The organism is Nocardia sp. NBC_00511 (assembly GCF_045161165.1).
Classification (GTDB): Bacteria; Actinomycetota; Actinomycetes; order Mycobacteriales; family Mycobacteriaceae; genus Nocardia.
In genome coordinates this window covers 6225917-6242426 of record NZ_CP107849.1, presented here as the reverse complement: position 1 = coordinate 6242426, position 16510 = coordinate 6225917, and the positions used below count along the sequence as shown (strand labels likewise).

Here is a 16510-nt window from a genome sequence, read left to right as displayed (position 1 = left end):
GCGTGAGCGTTCCACAGGCCGTGCTTTTGGCAGTCCTGGCGGCCGTAGTCGGGCTGGCCGTCGGAGGACTGCTCATTCCCTATGTGAACGCTCGCCAGGAGCAGCGTCGCGCCGCCACCGATTCCGGACTCACCATGTCCCAGGTCCTGGACCTGATCGTGCTGGCCTCCGAATCCGGCATCGCCGTGGTCGACCAGTATCGCGACGTGGTGCTGGTCAACCCGCGTGCCGAGGAGCTGGGCGTGGTCCACGACCGCCTGCTCGACGAACGCGCCTGGGCCGCGGTCGAACAGGTGCTCTCCGGCGGCACCGATATCGAGTTCGAACTGACCGCCAAGATCCCCATGCCCGGCCGCGCCCGCCTCGCTGTCCGAGGAGTTGCTCGCCCGCTGTCGCAGGAGAACACCAACTTCGTGGTGCTGTTCGCCGACGACGACTCCGAACAGGCCCGCATGGAGGCCACCCGGCGTGACTTCGTCGCCAATGTGAGCCACGAACTCAAGACCCCGGTCGGCGCCATGAGCTTGTTGGCCGAGGCGTTGCTGGAATCCGCCGACGATCCGGACTCGGTGCGGCACTTCGGCGAACGCCTGCACGGCGAGGCCCGCCGCATGGGCAAGATGGTCACCGAGCTGATCGCGCTGTCCCGCCTGCAGGGCGCGGAGAAGCTGCCGGAGCTCGAAGCGGTCCCCGTCGACACCGTCGTCACCCAGGCCATCGAACGCTCCCGCAATGTGGCCGAGGCCGCGGGCATCACCGTCAGCACCGACGCGGGCAGCGACCTCGAGGTGCTCGGCGATCAGACGCTGCTGGTGACCGCGCTGTCGAACCTGGTGGAGAACGCCATCGCCTACTCGCCGCGCGGCTCGCACGTCTCGGTGAGCCGGGCGCTGCGCGGCGGCTACGTCAATATCGCGGTCACCGACCGCGGCATCGGCATCGCCAAGGAAGACCAGGAGCGGGTCTTCGAACGATTCTTCCGGGCCGACAAGGCGCGCTCGCGCGCCACCGGCGGTACCGGGCTGGGGCTGGCTATCGTCAAGCACGTGGCCGCCAACCACAACGGTGAGATCACCCTGTGGAGCAAACTGGGCACCGGATCGACGTTCACGCTGCGTATCCCGTCCCACCCCGCCGTTCTCGACGGCGCGGGCGAGAAGAAGCTTTCCGCCGGAAACGCGGCGGTGAAGAAAGAAAATGGCTCACGTCCCCTCGGGCGGGCCAGAACCAACGGTGTGGAGGCAACCCGATGACGAGTGTGCTGATCGTCGAGGACGAGGAGTCGCTGGCCGATCCGCTCGCGTTCCTGCTGCGCAAGGAGGGTTTCGAGGTCACCGTCGTGGGTGACGGCCCCTCTGCCCTGTCCGAGTTCGACCGGGCCGGCGCGGACATCGTCTTGCTCGACCTCATGCTTCCCGGTATGAGCGGCACCGACGTGTGCAAGCAGCTGCGGGCACGCGGCAGCGTCCCGGTCATCATGGTGACCGCGCGCGACAGCGAGATCGACAAGGTGGTCGGCCTGGAATTGGGCGCCGACGACTACGTCACCAAGCCGTACTCCTCGCGCGAGCTGATCGCCCGCATCCGCGCGGTGCTGCGCCGCGGCACGGGCGACGAGCCGGACAGCGGCAGCGAGACCAGCGTGCTGGAGGCCGGACCGGTCCGGATGGATGTGGACCGCCACACCGTCCAGGTCAACGGCAAGGCGGTGACGTTGCCGCTCAAGGAATTCGATCTGCTGGAGTACCTGCTGCGCAATTCCGGCCGGGTGCTGACCCGCGGCCAGCTCATCGACCGGGTCTGGGGCGCCGACTATGTCGGTGACACCAAAACCCTCGACGTGCACGTGAAGCGCCTGCGCTCCAAGATCGAATCCGATCCCGCCAAGCCCGAACACCTGGTCACCGTGCGCGGCCTGGGCTACAAGCTGGAAGCGTAAGCGGTAGAACGAAAACGAACCGCCCGCTTCGACTTTCCGAAGCGGGCGGCTTTCGTGCGTTCTCCCCGACCAAGATTCGCGATTTCCCCCCGACCGTGCCGGTCGGGACTAAGCGTTCGGGTCGGAATTCGTGCTGTAGACCCAGGCGGTGCCGACGACCGGCAGCTCGGACTTGTTGAGGTAGGTCCAGCCGACCGGGTCCTGCTGCATGCAGTCGTACCAGGCGACGTCCTGACCGTTGCCCTTGCAGGCGATGGTGTTGCGAGTGCCGTACGGGCTCACGATGATCAGCTTGCCGTTCTTGGACGCGTCCAGGGCGGCCTGGTAGTCGTCGTAGGAGACGAAACTGGCGGTGGCGTCGCTGTACTTCGTGGTGTCGATGGTGTTATCGGCGCTCGCGTGCGGCGCAATGGAGATAACGGCACCGGCGGCCAGCGCCGCGACGGTGAGGGTTTTCTTGATCATGGCCAGGATGTCTAACACGTTCCGGTGAATTCGCAATATCCGGCTGATGTCGCGCGAACTCGCGGTAATTCGAAACGTGAGGTCATCGGCGTTGCCGGGCCGCGAAATATACTTCCGCGCAGCCTGATTCACTGGTCGTCGACCGGCACCGGCTGTTCACTTCGCCGACACCTGTGTGTTCGTCACAGCACGGCCGCACCGGACCGTGCGCGGCGTTCGTGCCCGCCGTTTGTGGCGGCGGGCACGAATTCGCCGGAGCTAGGAGCCCGCGCTACCGCTGAGACCGCCCAGCAGCCCGCCCAGCGCCGAACTGGCACTGCCGGTGCCGCCGGTGCCACCGCCGGGCGTGGTGCCACCGCCGCCACCCGGGGTGGTGCCACCGCCGCCGCCCGGCTGCGACGGATCGCTGACCGTGACGATGATGGTCTTGGTGTTGCCGCCCTGCGACGCCGTCAGGACGTGCTGCCCGGCCGTGGTGGGCTTCCAGTCGATGCTGGAGTAGCCGATCGGCCACGGCACCTTGCCCGCCGGGGTGAGGGAGGTGCCGTTGTCCGACCAGTAGACGAGCAGCCCGATGCCCGCGCCGCTGAGGTTCGCGGTCAGCGTGTAGCCGGTGTTGATCGTGTACGGGGCGCTGCCGGAGACGGCGACGGAGTCGACGGTGGCGCTCGCCTGCGGTGCGGCCAGTACGGCCACGGCCGCGACGCCGGCGAGTCCGGCGACGCCCGCGCCGATCCGGCGGGAAATGCTGTTCATGCGAAAGTTCCTGTCCTGCTTGCTAGTTCGGCGTGGTGCCGCTGCTGCCGCTGCCCAGCGGTCCGCCGGGCCCGAAGCCGCTGCCGGTGCTGGAGCTGCCCGAGCCGAGCGGCGCGTCGGCCACCGTGACGACGATCGACTGGCTGTTGTTGCCCTGCGACACCGTGAGGGTGTGCTGACCGCTGCTGTTGGGTGTCCAGCCGATGCTGGCGTGCCCGGGCGGCCACGGCACCTTGGGGGCGCCGATCGCGTTGCCGTTGTCGCTGAAGTAGACGAGCAGGCCGACCGAGGCGCCACTGAGGGTGGCGGAGACCGTGTACGGCTTGTTCACGACCAGGCCGGCCTGATCCACGCTGACGGTGTCGACCGCTGCGATGGCCGACGGCGTCGCGAGCACGGCCGCGGCGGCGAGTGCCGCGAAGCCGGTGATCCCCACGCCGGCGCGGCGCGCGGTGATCCTCGGTGGTGTGTTGCGCATGAGGGTTTCGAGCCTTTCGAGCAAGCGTCCAGTTGGTTTCGGTGGGTGTGACGGGCCCAGGGAAAAAAACCGTCACACCCACCATCGCGCGACCCGGAACAGCCGGGTCACCCGGGTCTAGCTGCTACCCAGCAATCCGCCGAGCAGCTTGCCCGCACTGCCGGTTCCGCTGCCGCTGCTCCCGCTGCCACCGCTCGGGGTGGTCGTCGTCGCCGGGGTGCTGGGCTGTGTGGTGGGCGGTGTCGTGGTGGGCGGCGCCGTGGTCGGCGGCACGGTCGTGGGCGGCGCCGTCGTGGTGGTCGGCGGCGTGGTCGGCGTCGAACCGTCGCTCACCGTCACCACCAGGGTGTTGGTGCTGCTGCCCTGCGACGCCGTGAGCACGTGCTGGCCCGGGGTCGAGGGGGTCCAGTCCAGGCTGGCCTGACCGGGAGGCCACGGCACCTTGCCGACGGGGGTCAGGCTGGTGCCGTTGTCACTCCAGTAGATGAGCAGACCCACCGAGGCGCCGGACAGGTCGGCGTGCAGGGTGTAGGTGTTGCCGATCGCCGGGGTCGAGCTGGAGATGGTGATGGTGTCGACGGTGGCACTCGCCGAGGGCGAGCCGACGATCATGATCGCCGAGGCGGCCGCGACCGTGACACCGGCCACGCCGGCGCCGATCGAGCGCCCGGAAGCCTTGATGCGCATGGGAACTCCTGTGAGGGGTGTCAGCTACCGAACGGCAGGCCGTTGGCACTGCCGGTGCCACCGCCGGACGGCGTGGTGGTCGTGGTGGGGGGAGCCGTGGTGGTGGTCGGCGGCACGGTGGTCGGCGGGACCGTGGTGGGCGGATCCGTCGTCGTGGTGGGCGGCACCGTGGTGGTCGTCGGCGGCACGGTGGTCGTGGTCGGCGGCACCGTGGTCGGCGGATCGGTCGTGGTGGTGGGCGGCACGGTCGTGGTCGTCGGCGGCACCGTGGTGGTGGGCGGGACCGTGGTCGTGGTGGGCGGCACGGTGGTGGTGGGCGGGACCGTCGTCGGGGTCGAGCCGTCACCGACGTTGACGGTCAGCGTCTTGGTGCTGCTGCCCTGGGAGATCGAAAGCGTGTGCTGCCCAACGGAACCGGGTGTCCAGTCCAGGCTGGCGTGCCCGACCGGCCACGGCACCTTCCCTACAGGGGTCAGCTTGCTGCCGTTGTCGGTCCAGTAGACGAGCAGCCCGATCGACGCGCCCGAGAGGTCCGCGCTGAGGGTGTAGGTCTGACCGACCACCGGGCTGTTGTTCGAGATGGTGATCGAGTCGACCGCGGCGTGCGCGTCGGGCGCGGTGGTGGACAGCACCGCGACGGTCCCGGTGGCGACGGCCAGTCCGGCGATGCCGAGGCCCAGATGTCGCTTGCCGAGGGAAATCTTGCTCATGTGTTCTCCTGTGCTGCGACCCATGAGGGGTTGGGTCAGTCGCACAGTAAGTGAACAGGTGTCTGAAAATACAGAATTTCAGAAAGTTACCGAACAGTCAGCTAACTTTTCTTGGCCGAGCGTCCAGTTGGCTTCGCCTCGGCGGCCTTCGCCTCGGCGATCACCGTCGCCGGATGCACCGCCACGATGCCCAGGCCCTGGCGGCGCCTGCAGTGCTGCGCCAGCTCGTCGTACGCGGGCTTGCCGATCAACTCGATGAGCTCCGGCGCGTAAGCCTCCCAGACCGGCCGGGTGCCGACATGGGCATCCGGTGAACTCGTGCAGTACCACTCCAGATCCAGCCCGCCCGCACCCCAGCCGCGCCGGTCGTACTCGGTGATCGCGGTCCGCAGGATCTCCACCCCGTCCGGGCGGTCCACCCACTCCTGGGTCCGGCGAATGGGCAACTGCCAGCACACTTCCGGCTTCACCGTCAGCGGTTCCAGGCCCTTGCGCAACGCCATGGTGTGCAGCGAGCAGCCGATGCCCTCGGCGAACCCGGGCCGGTTCAGGAAGATGCACGCGCCGTCGACACGCCGGGTGCGCAACGCGGGTTCGTCATCGAGGTCGTCCTCCTCGAGATACAGCTTCTTGCGGACCCGTCCCTTGTCGTCCACGGCCTGGTCCATCAGCTGCCAGTCGGCCGGTGTGAGCATTTTCACAGCCTCGTGCAGCTTCTTGCCGTCCTCGGCGTCGGAGAGGAACGCGCCGTGTGAACAGCAGCCGTCGTTCTCGCGTCCGGCGATGATGCCCTGACATGCCGGAGTGCCGAAAACGCAGGTCCAGCGCGAGAGTAGCCAGGTCAGATCCGCCGCGATCAAATGCTCGTCATTAGCTGGATCCACGAATTCGATCCACTCGCGCGGGAAGTCGAGATCCACCTCGGGTGTCGGGTCGATCTTCGCCGCTGGTCGCAGCCCGGTCGGTCCGCTCGCCGATGCCCCTGTCGTCACAACGCGGAACGCTAACAGCTCAGTCGCCTGGCCTGAAGACGTGACGCACCCAGTACCGTGTTCTTGTGCGGCTCGGTGTACTCGATGTGGGAAGCAATACCGTCCATCTGCTCGTGGTGGACGCGCATCGCGGTGGACACCCGATGCCTATGAGCTCGACGAAGTCCGCCCTGCGGCTATCGGAGAGCATGGACGACCAGGGTCGGATCACGGCGGTGGGCGCGGCGCGGTTGACCGCGACCGTAGCCGAATTCGCCAGTATCGCAAAGACTTCCGGATGCGTGGAGCTGATGGCGTTCGCCACCTCCGCGGTCCGTGAGGCCACCAATTCCGAGCAGGTGCTCGCGCGGGTGCGCGCCGAGACCGGGGTGAACCTCAAGGTGCTCTCCGGTGTCGACGAGGCTCGACACACCTTCCTCGCGGTGCGGCGCTGGTACGGCTGGAGCGCCGGGCGGATCCTGAACCTCGACATCGGCGGCGGCTCGCTCGAGATGAGCAACGGCGCCGACGAGGATCCGGATGTGGCGCTCTCGCTGCAACTGGGCGCGGGCCGGCTCACCCGGGATTGGCTGCGTCACGATCCGCCGGGCAAGCGACGGGTGGGGGTGCTGCGGGACTGGCTCGACGCCGAGCTGGTGCTGCCGTCCAAGCAGCTGCTCGATATGGGCCGTCCGGATCTGGCCGTCGGTACATCCAAGACATTCCGGTCACTGGCTCGTTTGACGGGTGCCGCCCCCTCTGTTGCGGGGACCCGGGTTCGGCGTACCCTCACCAGTTCCGGCCTGCGACAGCTGATTGCGTTCATATCGAGAATGACAGCGGCGGACCGGGCAGAATTGGAAGGCGTGAGTTCCGATCGGTCACAGCAACTGGTGGCCGGCGCGCTGGTCGCGGAGGCGAGTATGCGAGCCCTGTCCCTGGACACGCTCGAAATCTGTCCCTGGGCTCTGAGAGAGGGATTGATCTTGCGCAAATTGGATACCGACCTGGATAGCGAACCGATAACCGGCGGACCCAACGGTGGTCTGACGGGCCCGATCGAAACGGTGTCTCGATGACCGAGGATTCATCTCAGCTGTCCGTTGCCGAGCTGCTGGCACGCAATGGCCAGCAGGGCGGGGGCTCGTCCTCCGGTGGTGGCGGTGGTCGTAGACGGCGCAGTGGACGCGGGATTTCGGTCGCCGAGCTGACCGGAGATCTTCCGGTGGTGAAGCCGGGTTCGTCCTCGCACGCCGCGTCGGACGACGACGTCGCCGATTCCGCGCCCGAACCGGTCTCGAATGATTCGGACTATTCAAACTTTTCAAACTTCTCGAATTATTCTGACTACCCGAACTTTTCGGACTATTCGTCACCTGCTCCCCAGTCGCAGCCGGACTACTCCGGATACTCCGTACCCGATCCGGAGCCCGCCTATTCACCGCTGTCCGGGCCGATCTCGTATTACGACCCGCTCGCCGGTGACCGCGCGGCCCAGCGGCCGCAGTCACTACCCGAGCCGTCCGGGCAGAACTGGTCGGGCGGCGTCGACTGGCCGCCCGCCGAGAACCAGCCCGGCGGCCGGCTCTCCGCGCTGAACGGTCAGGGCGCCACCGTCGACCGGCCGTCCGGCCGCCGTCGCAAGCCCGATCCGCTGGACGCCGACGTGTCACTGGCCGAGCTGCAGGGCCTGGCCCCCGCGCCCGCCCCGGCACCCCGCGAGGGTGGCCGCCGCCGTCGCTTCGACCCGGACGACGAGTCCACCGACGAGGTGCACCCCTTCCGTGGCGAGACCGCCCAGCCCGCGTTGGACGACAGGACCCAGTTCCATCCGGTAGCCCGCCCGCCGTTCGAGGACCCGTCGCTCGCGCGCTTCCCGAACCAGAGCCCGGCGTGGTCACCCAATCCCGGCCCCGAACCGCTACCGCGCAACGGCCGCCCCGATCCCATGCAGGCCGCCGCGTCCGCGCCGCCCGCCCCGCCGCCGCTCTCGCGCTCGGCGCGCCGCCACGCGGAAACCCAGCAGCGCCAACCGGAACCGCAGCGGCAGCCGGAACCGCAGCGCCGCCCCGAACCGCTGCGCGGCCCCGGCGGTCCCGCTCGCGGCGGCGTCGACCACGGCGACCGCGACGGCCTGCCCGCGTGGTCCGCTCGAAGACGGCCCGCACCCGAACCGGAACCCACCCGGCGTGCCGATCAGGCCGCGGTCCCGACCGCCGCCTGGTCCCCGATGGCCGACGAGGAACAACCGCTGCTTTCCGGCGAAACAGTTGCCGGGGATCTGCTGCGTGACGCGCAGGATCGCGATGATCAACGCGCGGAACGCAATTCCCGAGCTGGTGGCAAACGCCGGGCAGGTTCGACCCGTCGTGGCGCGGTGGCCGTCGAGCCCGAGCCCGACGACCATCTCACCGATTTCTACGAGCCGGTCGACGACGACGATTACGACGATGACGACTACGACGACGAGCCCGGCCCCACGCTGGCCGGTCGACTGGGCGCGCTCAAGGACAAGGTGCGCCGTCCGGCCGCCAAGCCCGCCCGCGCCCGGGCCAAGGGTCGCTCCGACGAGGACGAGCATCGCCGCCAGTGGCTGGTGATCGCCGGTCAGAGTGTCGGCGCGGCCGTCGCGGGCATGTTGCTGTTCAAGGGTTTCGAGCGCATGTGGGAAATCCTCCCGCTCGTTGGCCTGGCATTAGCGGTGGTCGTGATTCTCGGCCTGGTCGCATTGGTGCGCGTGCTGCGCCGCACCGATGACATTTTCAGCACTGTGATTGCCGTCGTCGTAGGCGTCTTCGTGACGTTCGGACCGCTAGCCTTTCTACTCAGTACAACCTGAGCAGGGAGCAGCAGTGGGGAACATCGTGCAAGCGCAGGGGGCGAGCATCGAAAACCACGCGGGGCGACGGGAAGTCCGGGTCGGACTATCCACCGCCTCGGTGTATCCGGAGAACACCGAGGCCGCGTTCCGCTATGCCGCCGAACTCGGTTTCGACGGCGTGGAATTGATGGTGTGGGCCGAACCGGCCAGTCAATCCATATCCACCGTGCAGCATTTCGCACACAAGTACGCGATGCCCGTGCTGGCCGTGCACGCACCGTGTCTGCTTATCTCGCAACGGGTCTGGGGGTCGGACCCGGTCGCGAAACTCACCCGCAGCGTGCACGCGGCCGAGGCGCTGGGTGCGGCCACCGTGGTGGTGCATCCGCCGTTCCGCTGGCAGCGCCGCTACGCCGACGGTTTCGCGAAACAGGTACTGGAACTGGAGAATTCGTCTCCGGTGGCGGTCGCGGTGGAGAACATGTTCCCGATGCGCGCCGACACCCTGTTCCGCGGCAACGCGATCGCGCGCCTGGAGCGCCGCGGCGGGCCCGGCCCGTCGATCACCACCTTCAGCCCGTCCTACGACCCGACCGACGTGGGTTTCCGGCACTACACCCTCGATACCTCGCACACCGCTACGGCGGGGGTGGATCCGCTGGTGCTGGCGCGACGGATGGGCTCGGGGCTGACGCATCTGCACCTGGCCGACGGCCGTGGCGCGGCGACCGACGAGCACCTGATTCCCGGCGAGGGCACCCAGCCGGTGGCCGAACTGTGTGAAATGTTGGTGCACAACGGTTTCGACGGTCAGGCGGTGATCGAGGTCAATACCCAGATGGCCCGCACCACGATGGACCGCGCGGCGATGCTGAACCGGGCGCTGTCCTTCGCCCGCGAGCATCTCGACCATTCCACGCCCGCCCCGACCCCGGAGCCGTCGGTCGCGCATCGCGGCTGATTTCTTCCCGGCGCGGCCGCCGGAGTGATTCATCCCACGGCTGGTCCATTCGCTGCGCCTTCCCCGTTTACGCTGTACAAAACACAGTGGAAGGACCAGCGGATGACAACGGAGTCGACCATCGCTCTCGATGCGCCGAGCGACCTGGCGAATGCGCCGTTCAGTCAGGTGTGCACGCTGACCGAACTCGATTCGGGCACTGCGGAAATCGGTCGTTATGCCGGTCATATCGCTCCCATCTGGACCATCGGCAACAAATTGCACGGCGGGACCATGGTCGCCGGAAGTGGTGCCGCGGCGACCGAATGGCTGCGCCGCACCGCTCCCGAGCGCGCCGACATGTTCCCGATCGCCGCCAGCACCGATTTTCTCGGCGCTCCCGAACCCGGCGCGGTCGAATACGAAGTTCGCACCCGCAAGATCGGCCGCCAGATCTGCCTGCTCGACGTCGACCTGATCCAGGGCGGCCGCACCCTGGTGCACACCGCCTTCACGTTCAGCCACCTCGACGACACCGAGCCGCTCTACGCCGCCGACCACGCGGCCGACATGCCGCCGGAGCCGCCCGCCGACGCCATGGGCTACGACGACCGCAACCCGATGGGCAAGATCGTGCATGTCGCGCAGGGCTCCTCGGTCGCCATCGACCCGAAGTGGGCGCGCTTCCTGTCCGGCGAGAAATCCGAACCCCGCCTGCGCCTGTGGATCCGCCCCCGTCCGGGCGACGAGGCGGACCCGGACGTGGCCGCCTTCTTCGCCCTGATGTCCGCCGATATGAGCCCGCCGGTCCCGATGAACCTCGGCCACTTCGGCTGGGCCCCGACCGTGCAGCTGACCACCTACCTGCGCCGCCGCCCGGCCCCCGGCTGGCTGCGCGTCATCGCGCATTCCCGCGAGGTCGGCGGCCGCATGTTCGACGAGGACCAGCTCGTCCTCGACTCCACCGGCGCGATCGTCGCCCAGAGCCGTCAACTGGCCTTGATCCCACTCCCTCGCCAGGTGTAGACCTCACTGCCGCGCGAGGCACAGACCTCATTGCCGCGCGAGGCACAGACCTCACTGCCTCGCGCCTGATCGTTTCGGGTTTCCCGGCCCCCGCTAGCCTCAATACCCATGACGAGGATTGCGGTAATCGGTGGGGGTCGGATCGGGGAGGCGCTGATCGCGGGCCTGCTCGAATCCGGGCGGGCGAGTAAAGATCTGGTGGTGGTCGAGCCGGTTCCGGCCCGTGCGGAGTTGCTGGCGGACCGTTTCGGCATCCGCGCTACCGGTGTCGTCGCCGATGCCGCGAAGTCCGCCGATCTCATCGTGATCGCCGTGAAGCCGCACGATGTGGACGGCGTCCTGACCGAGCTGGGCAAGGCCGAGCTGGGTGACGACCGCGATCAGGTGTTGCTGTCGCTGGCGGCCGGCATCCCGACCCTGCGTTTCGAGGCCAAGCTGCCCGCCGGTTTCCCGGTGGTCCGGGCGATGCCGAACACTCCGATGCTGGTCGGCCAGGGCATCAGCGCGATCGCGCCGGGCCGCTACGCCCGCAAGGAGCAGCTGGCCCTGGTGACCGAGGTGCTGCAGTCGGTGGGCAAGGTGGTGACGGTCGCGGAGTCGCAGCTGGACGCGGTGACCGCGGTGTCGGGTTCGGGTCCGGCGTATTTCTTCCTCGTGGTCGAGGCGATGATCGACGCCGCGGTGGGCCTGGGTCTGGCCCGCGATGTGGCCGCGCAGTTGGTGGCGCAGACCATGCTGGGTTCGGCTGCGCTGCTGGAGGAGTCGGGCCAGTCTGCCGCGGAGTTGCGCGCGGGCGTCACCTCGCCGGCGGGGACCACGGCGGCCGCGGTGCGGGAGTTGGAGCGGGCCGGGGTGCGTTCGGCCTTCTATGAGGCGTTGAACGCCGCGAAACGGCGTTCCGTCGAGCTGGGTGCGACCCCGGACTAGACTCGAGGGTGTGGCGGGTGCGCTCGCCACGTTCCCGAACCGGCCGGTAGCTAGTTTGCTGCCGAGGGCCGACTCGCCACAGCAAAGGCTGATTTCTCACACCCGTCGCAGCAATCCCACTGGTCCCGCTAAGCTTCAAGGAGCACGTGCGTGTCTGTTCCGCCGGTGGGGAAGCCGGCGGCGCGGACGTGCCGGAGGTCAGTGGCGCAATGATGTCTGGAAACAGTCAAGCGAGGTCCGGAAACAGCCCAATCACCGCAGGATCGGTCATCGGCGGAGGGACCCAGTTCCTCACGGTCGCCGAAGTCGCGAATCTGATGCGGGTATCCAAGATGACGGTGTACCGGCTGGTGCATTCGGGAGAGCTGCCCGCGGTGCGGGTGGGGCGTTCCTTCCGGGTGCACGCCAAGGCGGTGCACGACTATCTGGAGACGTCCTACTTCGACGCGGGGTAGGCATCCGATAGTCCGAACCAGGCGAGGCGGTGGGGAACCCGTGCACTCCGCGGGGTAGCCCCCACCGCCATTCGCCGAAGAGTGGCCCGGTAGCATGGACCGGCATCCTGTACGTGCCGGTGGTGCCGCCGGGTCCATCTCGGCCCGTATCGGGTTAGGGACTGTGCAGGGTCAGACAGTGTGCACCCCGTGAACGCGGGATGACCCGAGAGCGAGGAACGACCCTATGGGTTCTGTGATCAAGAAGCGTCGCAAGCGCATGTCGAAGAAGAAGCACCGCAAGCTGCTTCGTCGTACTCGCGTGCAGCGTCGCAAACTCGGCAAGTAAGCCGCTGTGTAGCTGGAGGCCCGTCACCGTCGGTGGCGGGCTTTCGTTTTATGCCGGGTGATTGAAGTCATCGTTAGATCCTGGTTAATACCCTTCGGCTGCCCCCTACCGGCCGGTTACCCTTGGAGCGCGGGAAAACGGAAAATAGGGGGCTGCGAGTGGCATCCGGTGCGGCAGGTACCCGGGACGGGCAGGCGCCCAAGGTGGTCATGGTGACCGGCGCGAGCCGGTTCTTCGGCGGCAATGTGGTGGCCCGGCTGGCGGCCGACCCCACGGTCGAACGGATCATCGCGGTGGATGCCAAACAGCCCAGCCGGGAGTTGCTGCGCCGCATGGGCCGCGCCGAATTCGTGCGCGCCGATATTCGTAATCCTTTGATACGCAAGGTGATCGACGGTAATCAGGTCGATACCGTGGTGCATCCCGCCGCGTTGTCGCGCCCGCCCTCGGGCAGTGGCGGCCGGGCCGCGATGAAGGACATGAACGTGCTGGGCGCGATGCAGCTGTTCGCGGTGTGCCGCAAGGCGTCGAGTGTGCGCCGCGTGGTGGTGCGGTCCTCGTCGGCCGTATACGGCTGCAGCGCCAAGGATCCGGTGAAATTCTCCGAGGAAATGAGTGCGCGCACGCCGCCGCGCGGCTGGTTCGCGCGCGACATGATCGAGGTGGAGGGTTTCGTTCGCGGTTTGGCGCGGCGTCGACCGGATATCTCGGCGGCCATTCTGCGTTTTCCGCCGATCGTGGGCCCGCAGTTGGCGAAACGCGGTGTGCAGTATTTCCGTTCGCCGATCACGCCGACCATCCTGGGCCGGGATCCGCGTATGCAGTTGCTGCACGAGGAGGACGGTATCGCGGCGCTCGTGCACGGCGCGATGACGGCTCCTGGTGGCACCTTCAATGTCGCGGGTGACGGCGCCATGGCGTTGTCGCAGGCCATCCGCCGGGCCGGGCGGATCGAAATTCCGGTTCCGTACGCGGTTTTCCGCACCGCCGGTCGCACCCTGATGGGTCCGGTGATGCGGGAGTTCACCGCGGAGCAGATCGACTACTTCCATTTCGGTTGCGGTCTGGACACCACCCGGATGCGCACCGAGCTCGGATTTTCCCCGCGCTGGACCACGGTGCAGGCATTCGACGATTTCATAGGGGGCGCAGCGTTGCGGCCCGTGATCGATCCCGCGTGGATCGACGCCGCGGAACACAAACTTCTCGGCCTGCTCGGGGCCGGGACGGGAGCACACCAATGAGTGATGTAGCGAAGGTAATTCGTCTTCACGACGTGGATTTCGAGGCGCGGCATGTTCGCCCGTCCCGTGTGTGGCCGGCGGGTGAGCCGACCCTGACCCCGGTGACCTCGCTGACCGATCGGCTCGCCGAAGCCGAAGCGCGCCAGCCCAAGTCGCTGGGCGACCTGATTCGGGGTTCGGTGGCGGACGGGGTCCGCTTCACCGCCGATTTCGCGCGCCGCCGCCTGACCGGCGACTACCAGGTCGACGAATTCGGCTTGGACGAGCACCTTTTGGAGTCGGTGATCCTGCCGATGCTGCGCCCGCTCTCGGACCTGTGGTTCCGGGTGGAGGTGTCGGGCATGGAGAACGTTCCCGAGGTGGGTGGCGCGCTGATCGTGGCCAACCACGCGGGCACTGTGCCGTTGGACGGGCTGATGCTGCAGCTGGCGGTGCACGATCGCCATCCCAAGCAGCGCGCGCTGCGGATCCTGGCCTCCGACCTGATCTTCGAGACGCCGATCGTGGGCGGGCTCGCGCGCAAGGCCGGGCACACCCTGGCCTGCCCGGCGGACGCCGAAAGGCTTTTGCGCGCAGGCGAAGTCGCGGGCGTGTTCCCCGAGGGCTACAAGGGCGTCGGCAAGCCCTATTCGGATCGCTACAAGCTGCAGCGTTTCGGCCGTGGCGGTTTCGTGGCGGCGGCGGTGCGCACCGGTGTGCCGATCATTCCGTGCTCGATCGTGGGTTCGGAGGAGATCTATCCGAAACTGGCGGATCTGAAGCCGCTGGCGCGCCTGCTGGGTATCCCGTATTTCCCGGTGACGCCACTGTTTCCGCATCTGGGCCCGCTGGGTGCGATTCCGCTGCCGTCGAAGTGGCACATCGAATTCGGTGAGCCGATTTCCACGTCGGGATACGAACCGGCGGACGCCGATGACCCGATGACGATGTTCGAGGTCACCGATCAGGTCCGCGAAACCATTCAGGGCACGCTCTACAAGAACCTGATCAAGCGCCGTAATCCGTTCACCGGCTAGGTAATGCTCCCCCGCCTCCCCGTAACTTCAGCGGGCGGCAGGGAGCCGTCGGAGTTGGGCATCCGTCGATCCGGTTGGGTGCCAAACCGATTTCGGTCGTACCCGGTGAGTTACCCCGACCGGTGCGAGATCAGTCGTCGCGTTTGCGGACGCAAAAACGTTCGGGCCGAATTGTATTCGGCCCGAACGTTTTTGGTTCAGCTGGCTTTCGCCTCGCGTTTGCGGGAGAGCACCGCGGCGGCCGCGCCACCGGCGGCGCCGAGGGCGAGGGCGGTCGGCACCCCGACTTTCGCGGCCTTGCGGCCGGTGCGGAAGTCGCGGATTTCCCAGCCCCGGTTCTTGGCGACCTCGCGCAGGTCGGCGTCGGGGTTGATGGCGACGGCGGTGCCGACCAGCGACAGCATCGGGACGTCGTTGTGGCTGTCGGAATAGGCGCTGCAGCGCTTGAGGTTCAGTCCCTCGCGAATGGCCAGGGTGCGCACGGCGTGGGCCTTGCCGAGGCCGTGCAGGATGTCGCCGACCAGGCGGCCGGTGAAGATGCCGTCCTCGCTCTCGGCGACGGTGCCCAGCGCGCCGGTCAGACCGAGGCGTTTCGCGATGACCTGTGCGAGTTCCACGGGGGTGGCGGTGACCAGCCACACCTGCTGCCCGGCGTCGAGGTGCATCTGGGCGAGCGCGCGGGTGCCGGGCCAGATCTTGTCGGCGATGATCTCGTCGTAGATCTCCTCGCCGAGGGCGGCGAGTTCGGCGGTGGAGCGGCCCGCGATGAACGAGAGCGCCTTCTCCTTGCCGGAGGCCATGTCCGAGCGGCTCTCCTTGCCGGTGATCCGGAATTTGACCTGTTTCCAGGCCATATCGACCAGGTCGGAGGTCTTGAAGTACTTGCGCGCGGCCAGGCCGCGGGCGAAGTGCACGATCGACGCGCCCTGCACCATGGTGTTGTCGACGTCGAAGAACGCGGCGGCGGTGAGGTCGCGCGCGACCGTCGGCAGCGGGGTGTCGTCGTCGTAGAGCGCTAGCTCGGCGTCGTGCAGCGCCAGCGCGGCGTCGGCACTGGCCTCACCGGCCAGGTTGGCGCGGACTTCCTCTTCGCTGGGCCCGAACGGGCTGCGAGTGATACGGGTGAACTGATCCTGCAGTTCCTGCAGGCCCTGCCCCCAACGCGCCGGGAATTCACCGAATCGGCCCGCGATGAAACCCGAGCCCGGCTCTTTCGAACGTTCCGGCACCAGTACCTCCGCCATGTTCTCGCCGACACATAGGCGAGCCCGCGACCAATCCTGTTGGTGCATGAGCCGGCCTAGTCCACAGTAACGCCCGGCGGTGACCGGAACGTAGACGGTGAACGACTTAACGGAGAGTTGTTAGATGGAGGGCATGAGCGATCGGTCGAAAACCACTGCTACTCACTCGGTGACACTGCTGACCCGGGCCGGCTGCGGACTGTGCGGTACGGCACTCGAGCAATTGCGTCCGATCTGCGCGGAGTTCGGGATCGAGGTGTCGACGGTCGATGTTGATGTCGCCGCCGCGACCGATCCCGGCCTGCGCGCCGAATACGGTGACCGGCTGCCGGTGGTGTTGCTGGATGGTCGTGAGCACAGCTATTTCGATGTCGACGAAGCGCGCTTGCGGGCCGATCTGGCCAAGTAGGTAACCCCTGATCAGTGGGATTTTGCGGGCGAACACCGCAAATCGCCTTCCGGCGCGTTGCGTAGCGGGTTCGGGCCGATGAGGGTTGAATGAA

Annotated in this window: 19 protein-coding genes; 12 read left to right on the top strand and 7 right to left on the bottom strand. The window is 67.7% G+C overall.

What is annotated here, in order from left to right; genetic code table 11:
• Positions 1 to 2 precede the first annotated feature (2 nt).
• Both OG300_RS29175 and OG300_RS29170 read left to right on the top strand, forming a co-directional pair.
• Positions 3 to 1253, top strand: coding sequence for a sensor histidine kinase (locus tag OG300_RS29175; protein ID WP_405486406.1), 1251 nt, complete (start codon positions 3 to 5; stop codon positions 1251 to 1253).
• A complete protein-coding gene (locus tag OG300_RS29170) occupies positions 1250 to 1939 on the top strand; it encodes a response regulator (protein ID WP_405486404.1) in 690 nt (229 codons plus the stop codon). Before OG300_RS29175 ends, OG300_RS29170 begins: the two co-directional genes overlap by 4 nt.
• A 108-nt stretch (positions 1940 to 2047) precedes the next feature.
• Here the strand turns inward: OG300_RS29170 and OG300_RS29165 are convergent, their stop codons facing one another.
• The 6 genes from OG300_RS29165 to OG300_RS29140 form a co-directional block, all read right to left on the bottom strand.
• Positions 2048 to 2404 (bottom strand): hypothetical protein, encoded by a 357-nt coding sequence (locus OG300_RS29165; RefSeq protein WP_405486402.1) that lies wholly within the window; start codon positions 2402 to 2404, stop codon positions 2048 to 2050.
• Positions 2405 to 2662: 258 nt separating this feature from the next.
• Positions 2663 to 3160: a hypothetical protein gene (locus OG300_RS29160; RefSeq protein ID WP_405486401.1), complete on the bottom strand. Its 498-nt coding sequence runs from the start codon at positions 3158 to 3160 to the stop codon at positions 2663 to 2665.
• Positions 3161 to 3182: 22 nt separating this feature from the next.
• Positions 3183 to 3638 carry a hypothetical protein gene (locus OG300_RS29155; protein ID WP_405486399.1) on the bottom strand — a complete coding sequence of 152 codons (456 nt, stop codon included), beginning with the start codon at positions 3636 to 3638 and terminating at the stop codon, positions 3183 to 3185.
• A 117-nt stretch (positions 3639 to 3755) separates the two neighbouring features.
• On the bottom strand, positions 3756 to 4325 hold the full coding sequence (locus tag OG300_RS29150; RefSeq protein ID WP_405486397.1) for a hypothetical protein: 570 nt from the start codon (positions 4323 to 4325) through the stop codon (positions 3756 to 3758).
• Between the two features lie 20 nt (positions 4326 to 4345).
• Entirely contained in the window at positions 4346 to 5035 is a 690-nt protein-coding gene (locus tag OG300_RS29145; protein WP_405486395.1) for a hypothetical protein, read from the bottom strand.
• A gap of 101 nt (positions 5036 to 5136) precedes the next feature.
• Positions 5137 to 6027: a hypothetical protein gene (locus OG300_RS29140; protein ID WP_405486393.1), complete on the bottom strand. Its 891-nt coding sequence runs from the start codon at positions 6025 to 6027 to the stop codon at positions 5137 to 5139.
• Positions 6028 to 6092: 65 nt separating this feature from the next.
• Between OG300_RS29140 and OG300_RS29135 the strand changes: the two genes are divergently transcribed.
• From OG300_RS29135 to OG300_RS29095, 9 genes are all read left to right on the top strand, one after another.
• Positions 6093 to 7085, top strand: coding sequence for a hypothetical protein (locus OG300_RS29135; protein ID WP_405486391.1), 993 nt, complete (start codon positions 6093 to 6095; stop codon positions 7083 to 7085).
• Positions 7082 to 8845, top strand: coding sequence for a hypothetical protein (locus OG300_RS29130; protein WP_405486389.1), 1764 nt, complete (start codon positions 7082 to 7084; stop codon positions 8843 to 8845). The genes OG300_RS29135 and OG300_RS29130 overlap by 4 nt, the downstream gene beginning before the upstream one ends.
• A 13-nt stretch (positions 8846 to 8858) precedes the next feature.
• Positions 8859 to 9788, top strand: a complete 930-nt coding sequence (locus OG300_RS29125; protein ID WP_405486387.1) for a sugar phosphate isomerase/epimerase family protein — start codon at positions 8859 to 8861, stop codon at positions 9786 to 9788.
• A gap of 102 nt (positions 9789 to 9890) precedes the next feature.
• Positions 9891 to 10793: a thioesterase family protein gene (locus OG300_RS29120; protein WP_405486385.1), complete on the top strand. Its 903-nt coding sequence runs from the start codon at positions 9891 to 9893 to the stop codon at positions 10791 to 10793.
• Positions 10794 to 10901: 108 nt separating this feature from the next.
• Positions 10902 to 11720, top strand: coding sequence for a pyrroline-5-carboxylate reductase (gene proC, locus OG300_RS29115; protein ID WP_405486383.1), 819 nt, complete (start codon positions 10902 to 10904; stop codon positions 11718 to 11720).
• 209 nt (positions 11721 to 11929) lie between these two features.
• Entirely contained in the window at positions 11930 to 12175 is a 246-nt protein-coding gene (locus tag OG300_RS29110; RefSeq protein WP_154790969.1) for a helix-turn-helix domain-containing protein, read from the top strand.
• A gap of 226 nt (positions 12176 to 12401) precedes the next feature.
• On the top strand, positions 12402 to 12503 hold the full coding sequence (locus OG300_RS29105; protein WP_003402602.1) for a 30S ribosomal protein bS22: 102 nt from the start codon (positions 12402 to 12404) through the stop codon (positions 12501 to 12503).
• A 209-nt stretch (positions 12504 to 12712) separates the two neighbouring features.
• Positions 12713 to 13747 (top strand): NAD-dependent epimerase/dehydratase family protein, encoded by a 1035-nt coding sequence (locus OG300_RS29100; RefSeq protein WP_405498720.1) that lies wholly within the window; start codon positions 12713 to 12715, stop codon positions 13745 to 13747.
• Positions 13744 to 14763: a lysophospholipid acyltransferase family protein gene (locus OG300_RS29095; RefSeq protein ID WP_405486377.1), complete on the top strand. Its 1020-nt coding sequence runs from the start codon at positions 13744 to 13746 to the stop codon at positions 14761 to 14763. The genes OG300_RS29100 and OG300_RS29095 overlap by 4 nt, the downstream gene beginning before the upstream one ends.
• A 197-nt stretch (positions 14764 to 14960) precedes the next feature.
• Here OG300_RS29095 and OG300_RS29090 read toward each other — a convergent pair whose 3' ends face one another.
• Positions 14961 to 16007: an HAD family hydrolase gene (locus OG300_RS29090; RefSeq protein ID WP_405486375.1), complete on the bottom strand. Its 1047-nt coding sequence runs from the start codon at positions 16005 to 16007 to the stop codon at positions 14961 to 14963.
• Between the two features lie 133 nt (positions 16008 to 16140).
• On the opposite strand from OG300_RS29090, the gene OG300_RS29085 reads away from it, so the two are divergent.
• Positions 16141 to 16416, top strand: a complete 276-nt coding sequence (locus OG300_RS29085; protein WP_405486373.1) for a glutaredoxin family protein — start codon at positions 16141 to 16143, stop codon at positions 16414 to 16416.
• Positions 16417 to 16510: the final 94 nt, after the last annotated feature.

Coding starts and splice junctions, on each gene's coding strand:
- OG300_RS29090 (WP_405486375.1), bottom strand. CDS start 16,007: ATGGCGGAGGTACTGGTGCCGGAACGTTCGAAAGAGCCGGGCTCGGGT.
- OG300_RS29150 (WP_405486397.1), bottom strand. CDS start 4,325: ATGCGCATCAAGGCTTCCGGGCGCTCGATCGGCGCCGGCGTGGCCGGT.
- OG300_RS29110 (WP_154790969.1), top strand. CDS start 11,930: ATGATGTCTGGAAACAGTCAAGCGAGGTCCGGAAACAGCCCAATCACC.
- OG300_RS29095 (WP_405486377.1), top strand. CDS start 13,744: ATGAGTGATGTAGCGAAGGTAATTCGTCTTCACGACGTGGATTTCGAG.
- OG300_RS29165 (WP_405486402.1), bottom strand. CDS start 2,404: ATGATCAAGAAAACCCTCACCGTCGCGGCGCTGGCCGCCGGTGCCGTT.
- OG300_RS29170 (WP_405486404.1), top strand. CDS start 1,250: ATGACGAGTGTGCTGATCGTCGAGGACGAGGAGTCGCTGGCCGATCCG.
- OG300_RS29130 (WP_405486389.1), top strand. CDS start 7,082: ATGACCGAGGATTCATCTCAGCTGTCCGTTGCCGAGCTGCTGGCACGC.
- OG300_RS29120 (WP_405486385.1), top strand. CDS start 9,891: ATGACAACGGAGTCGACCATCGCTCTCGATGCGCCGAGCGACCTGGCG.
- OG300_RS29145 (WP_405486395.1), bottom strand. CDS start 5,035: ATGAGCAAGATTTCCCTCGGCAAGCGACATCTGGGCCTCGGCATCGCC.
- OG300_RS29160 (WP_405486401.1), bottom strand. CDS start 3,160: ATGAACAGCATTTCCCGCCGGATCGGCGCGGGCGTCGCCGGACTCGCC.
- OG300_RS29085 (WP_405486373.1), top strand. CDS start 16,141: ATGAGCGATCGGTCGAAAACCACTGCTACTCACTCGGTGACACTGCTG.
- OG300_RS29100 (WP_405498720.1), top strand. CDS start 12,713: ATGGTGACCGGCGCGAGCCGGTTCTTCGGCGGCAATGTGGTGGCCCGG.
- proC (WP_405486383.1), top strand. CDS start 10,902: ATGACGAGGATTGCGGTAATCGGTGGGGGTCGGATCGGGGAGGCGCTG.
- OG300_RS29105 (WP_003402602.1), top strand. CDS start 12,402: ATGGGTTCTGTGATCAAGAAGCGTCGCAAGCGCATGTCGAAGAAGAAG.
- OG300_RS29155 (WP_405486399.1), bottom strand. CDS start 3,638: ATGCGCAACACACCACCGAGGATCACCGCGCGCCGCGCCGGCGTGGGG.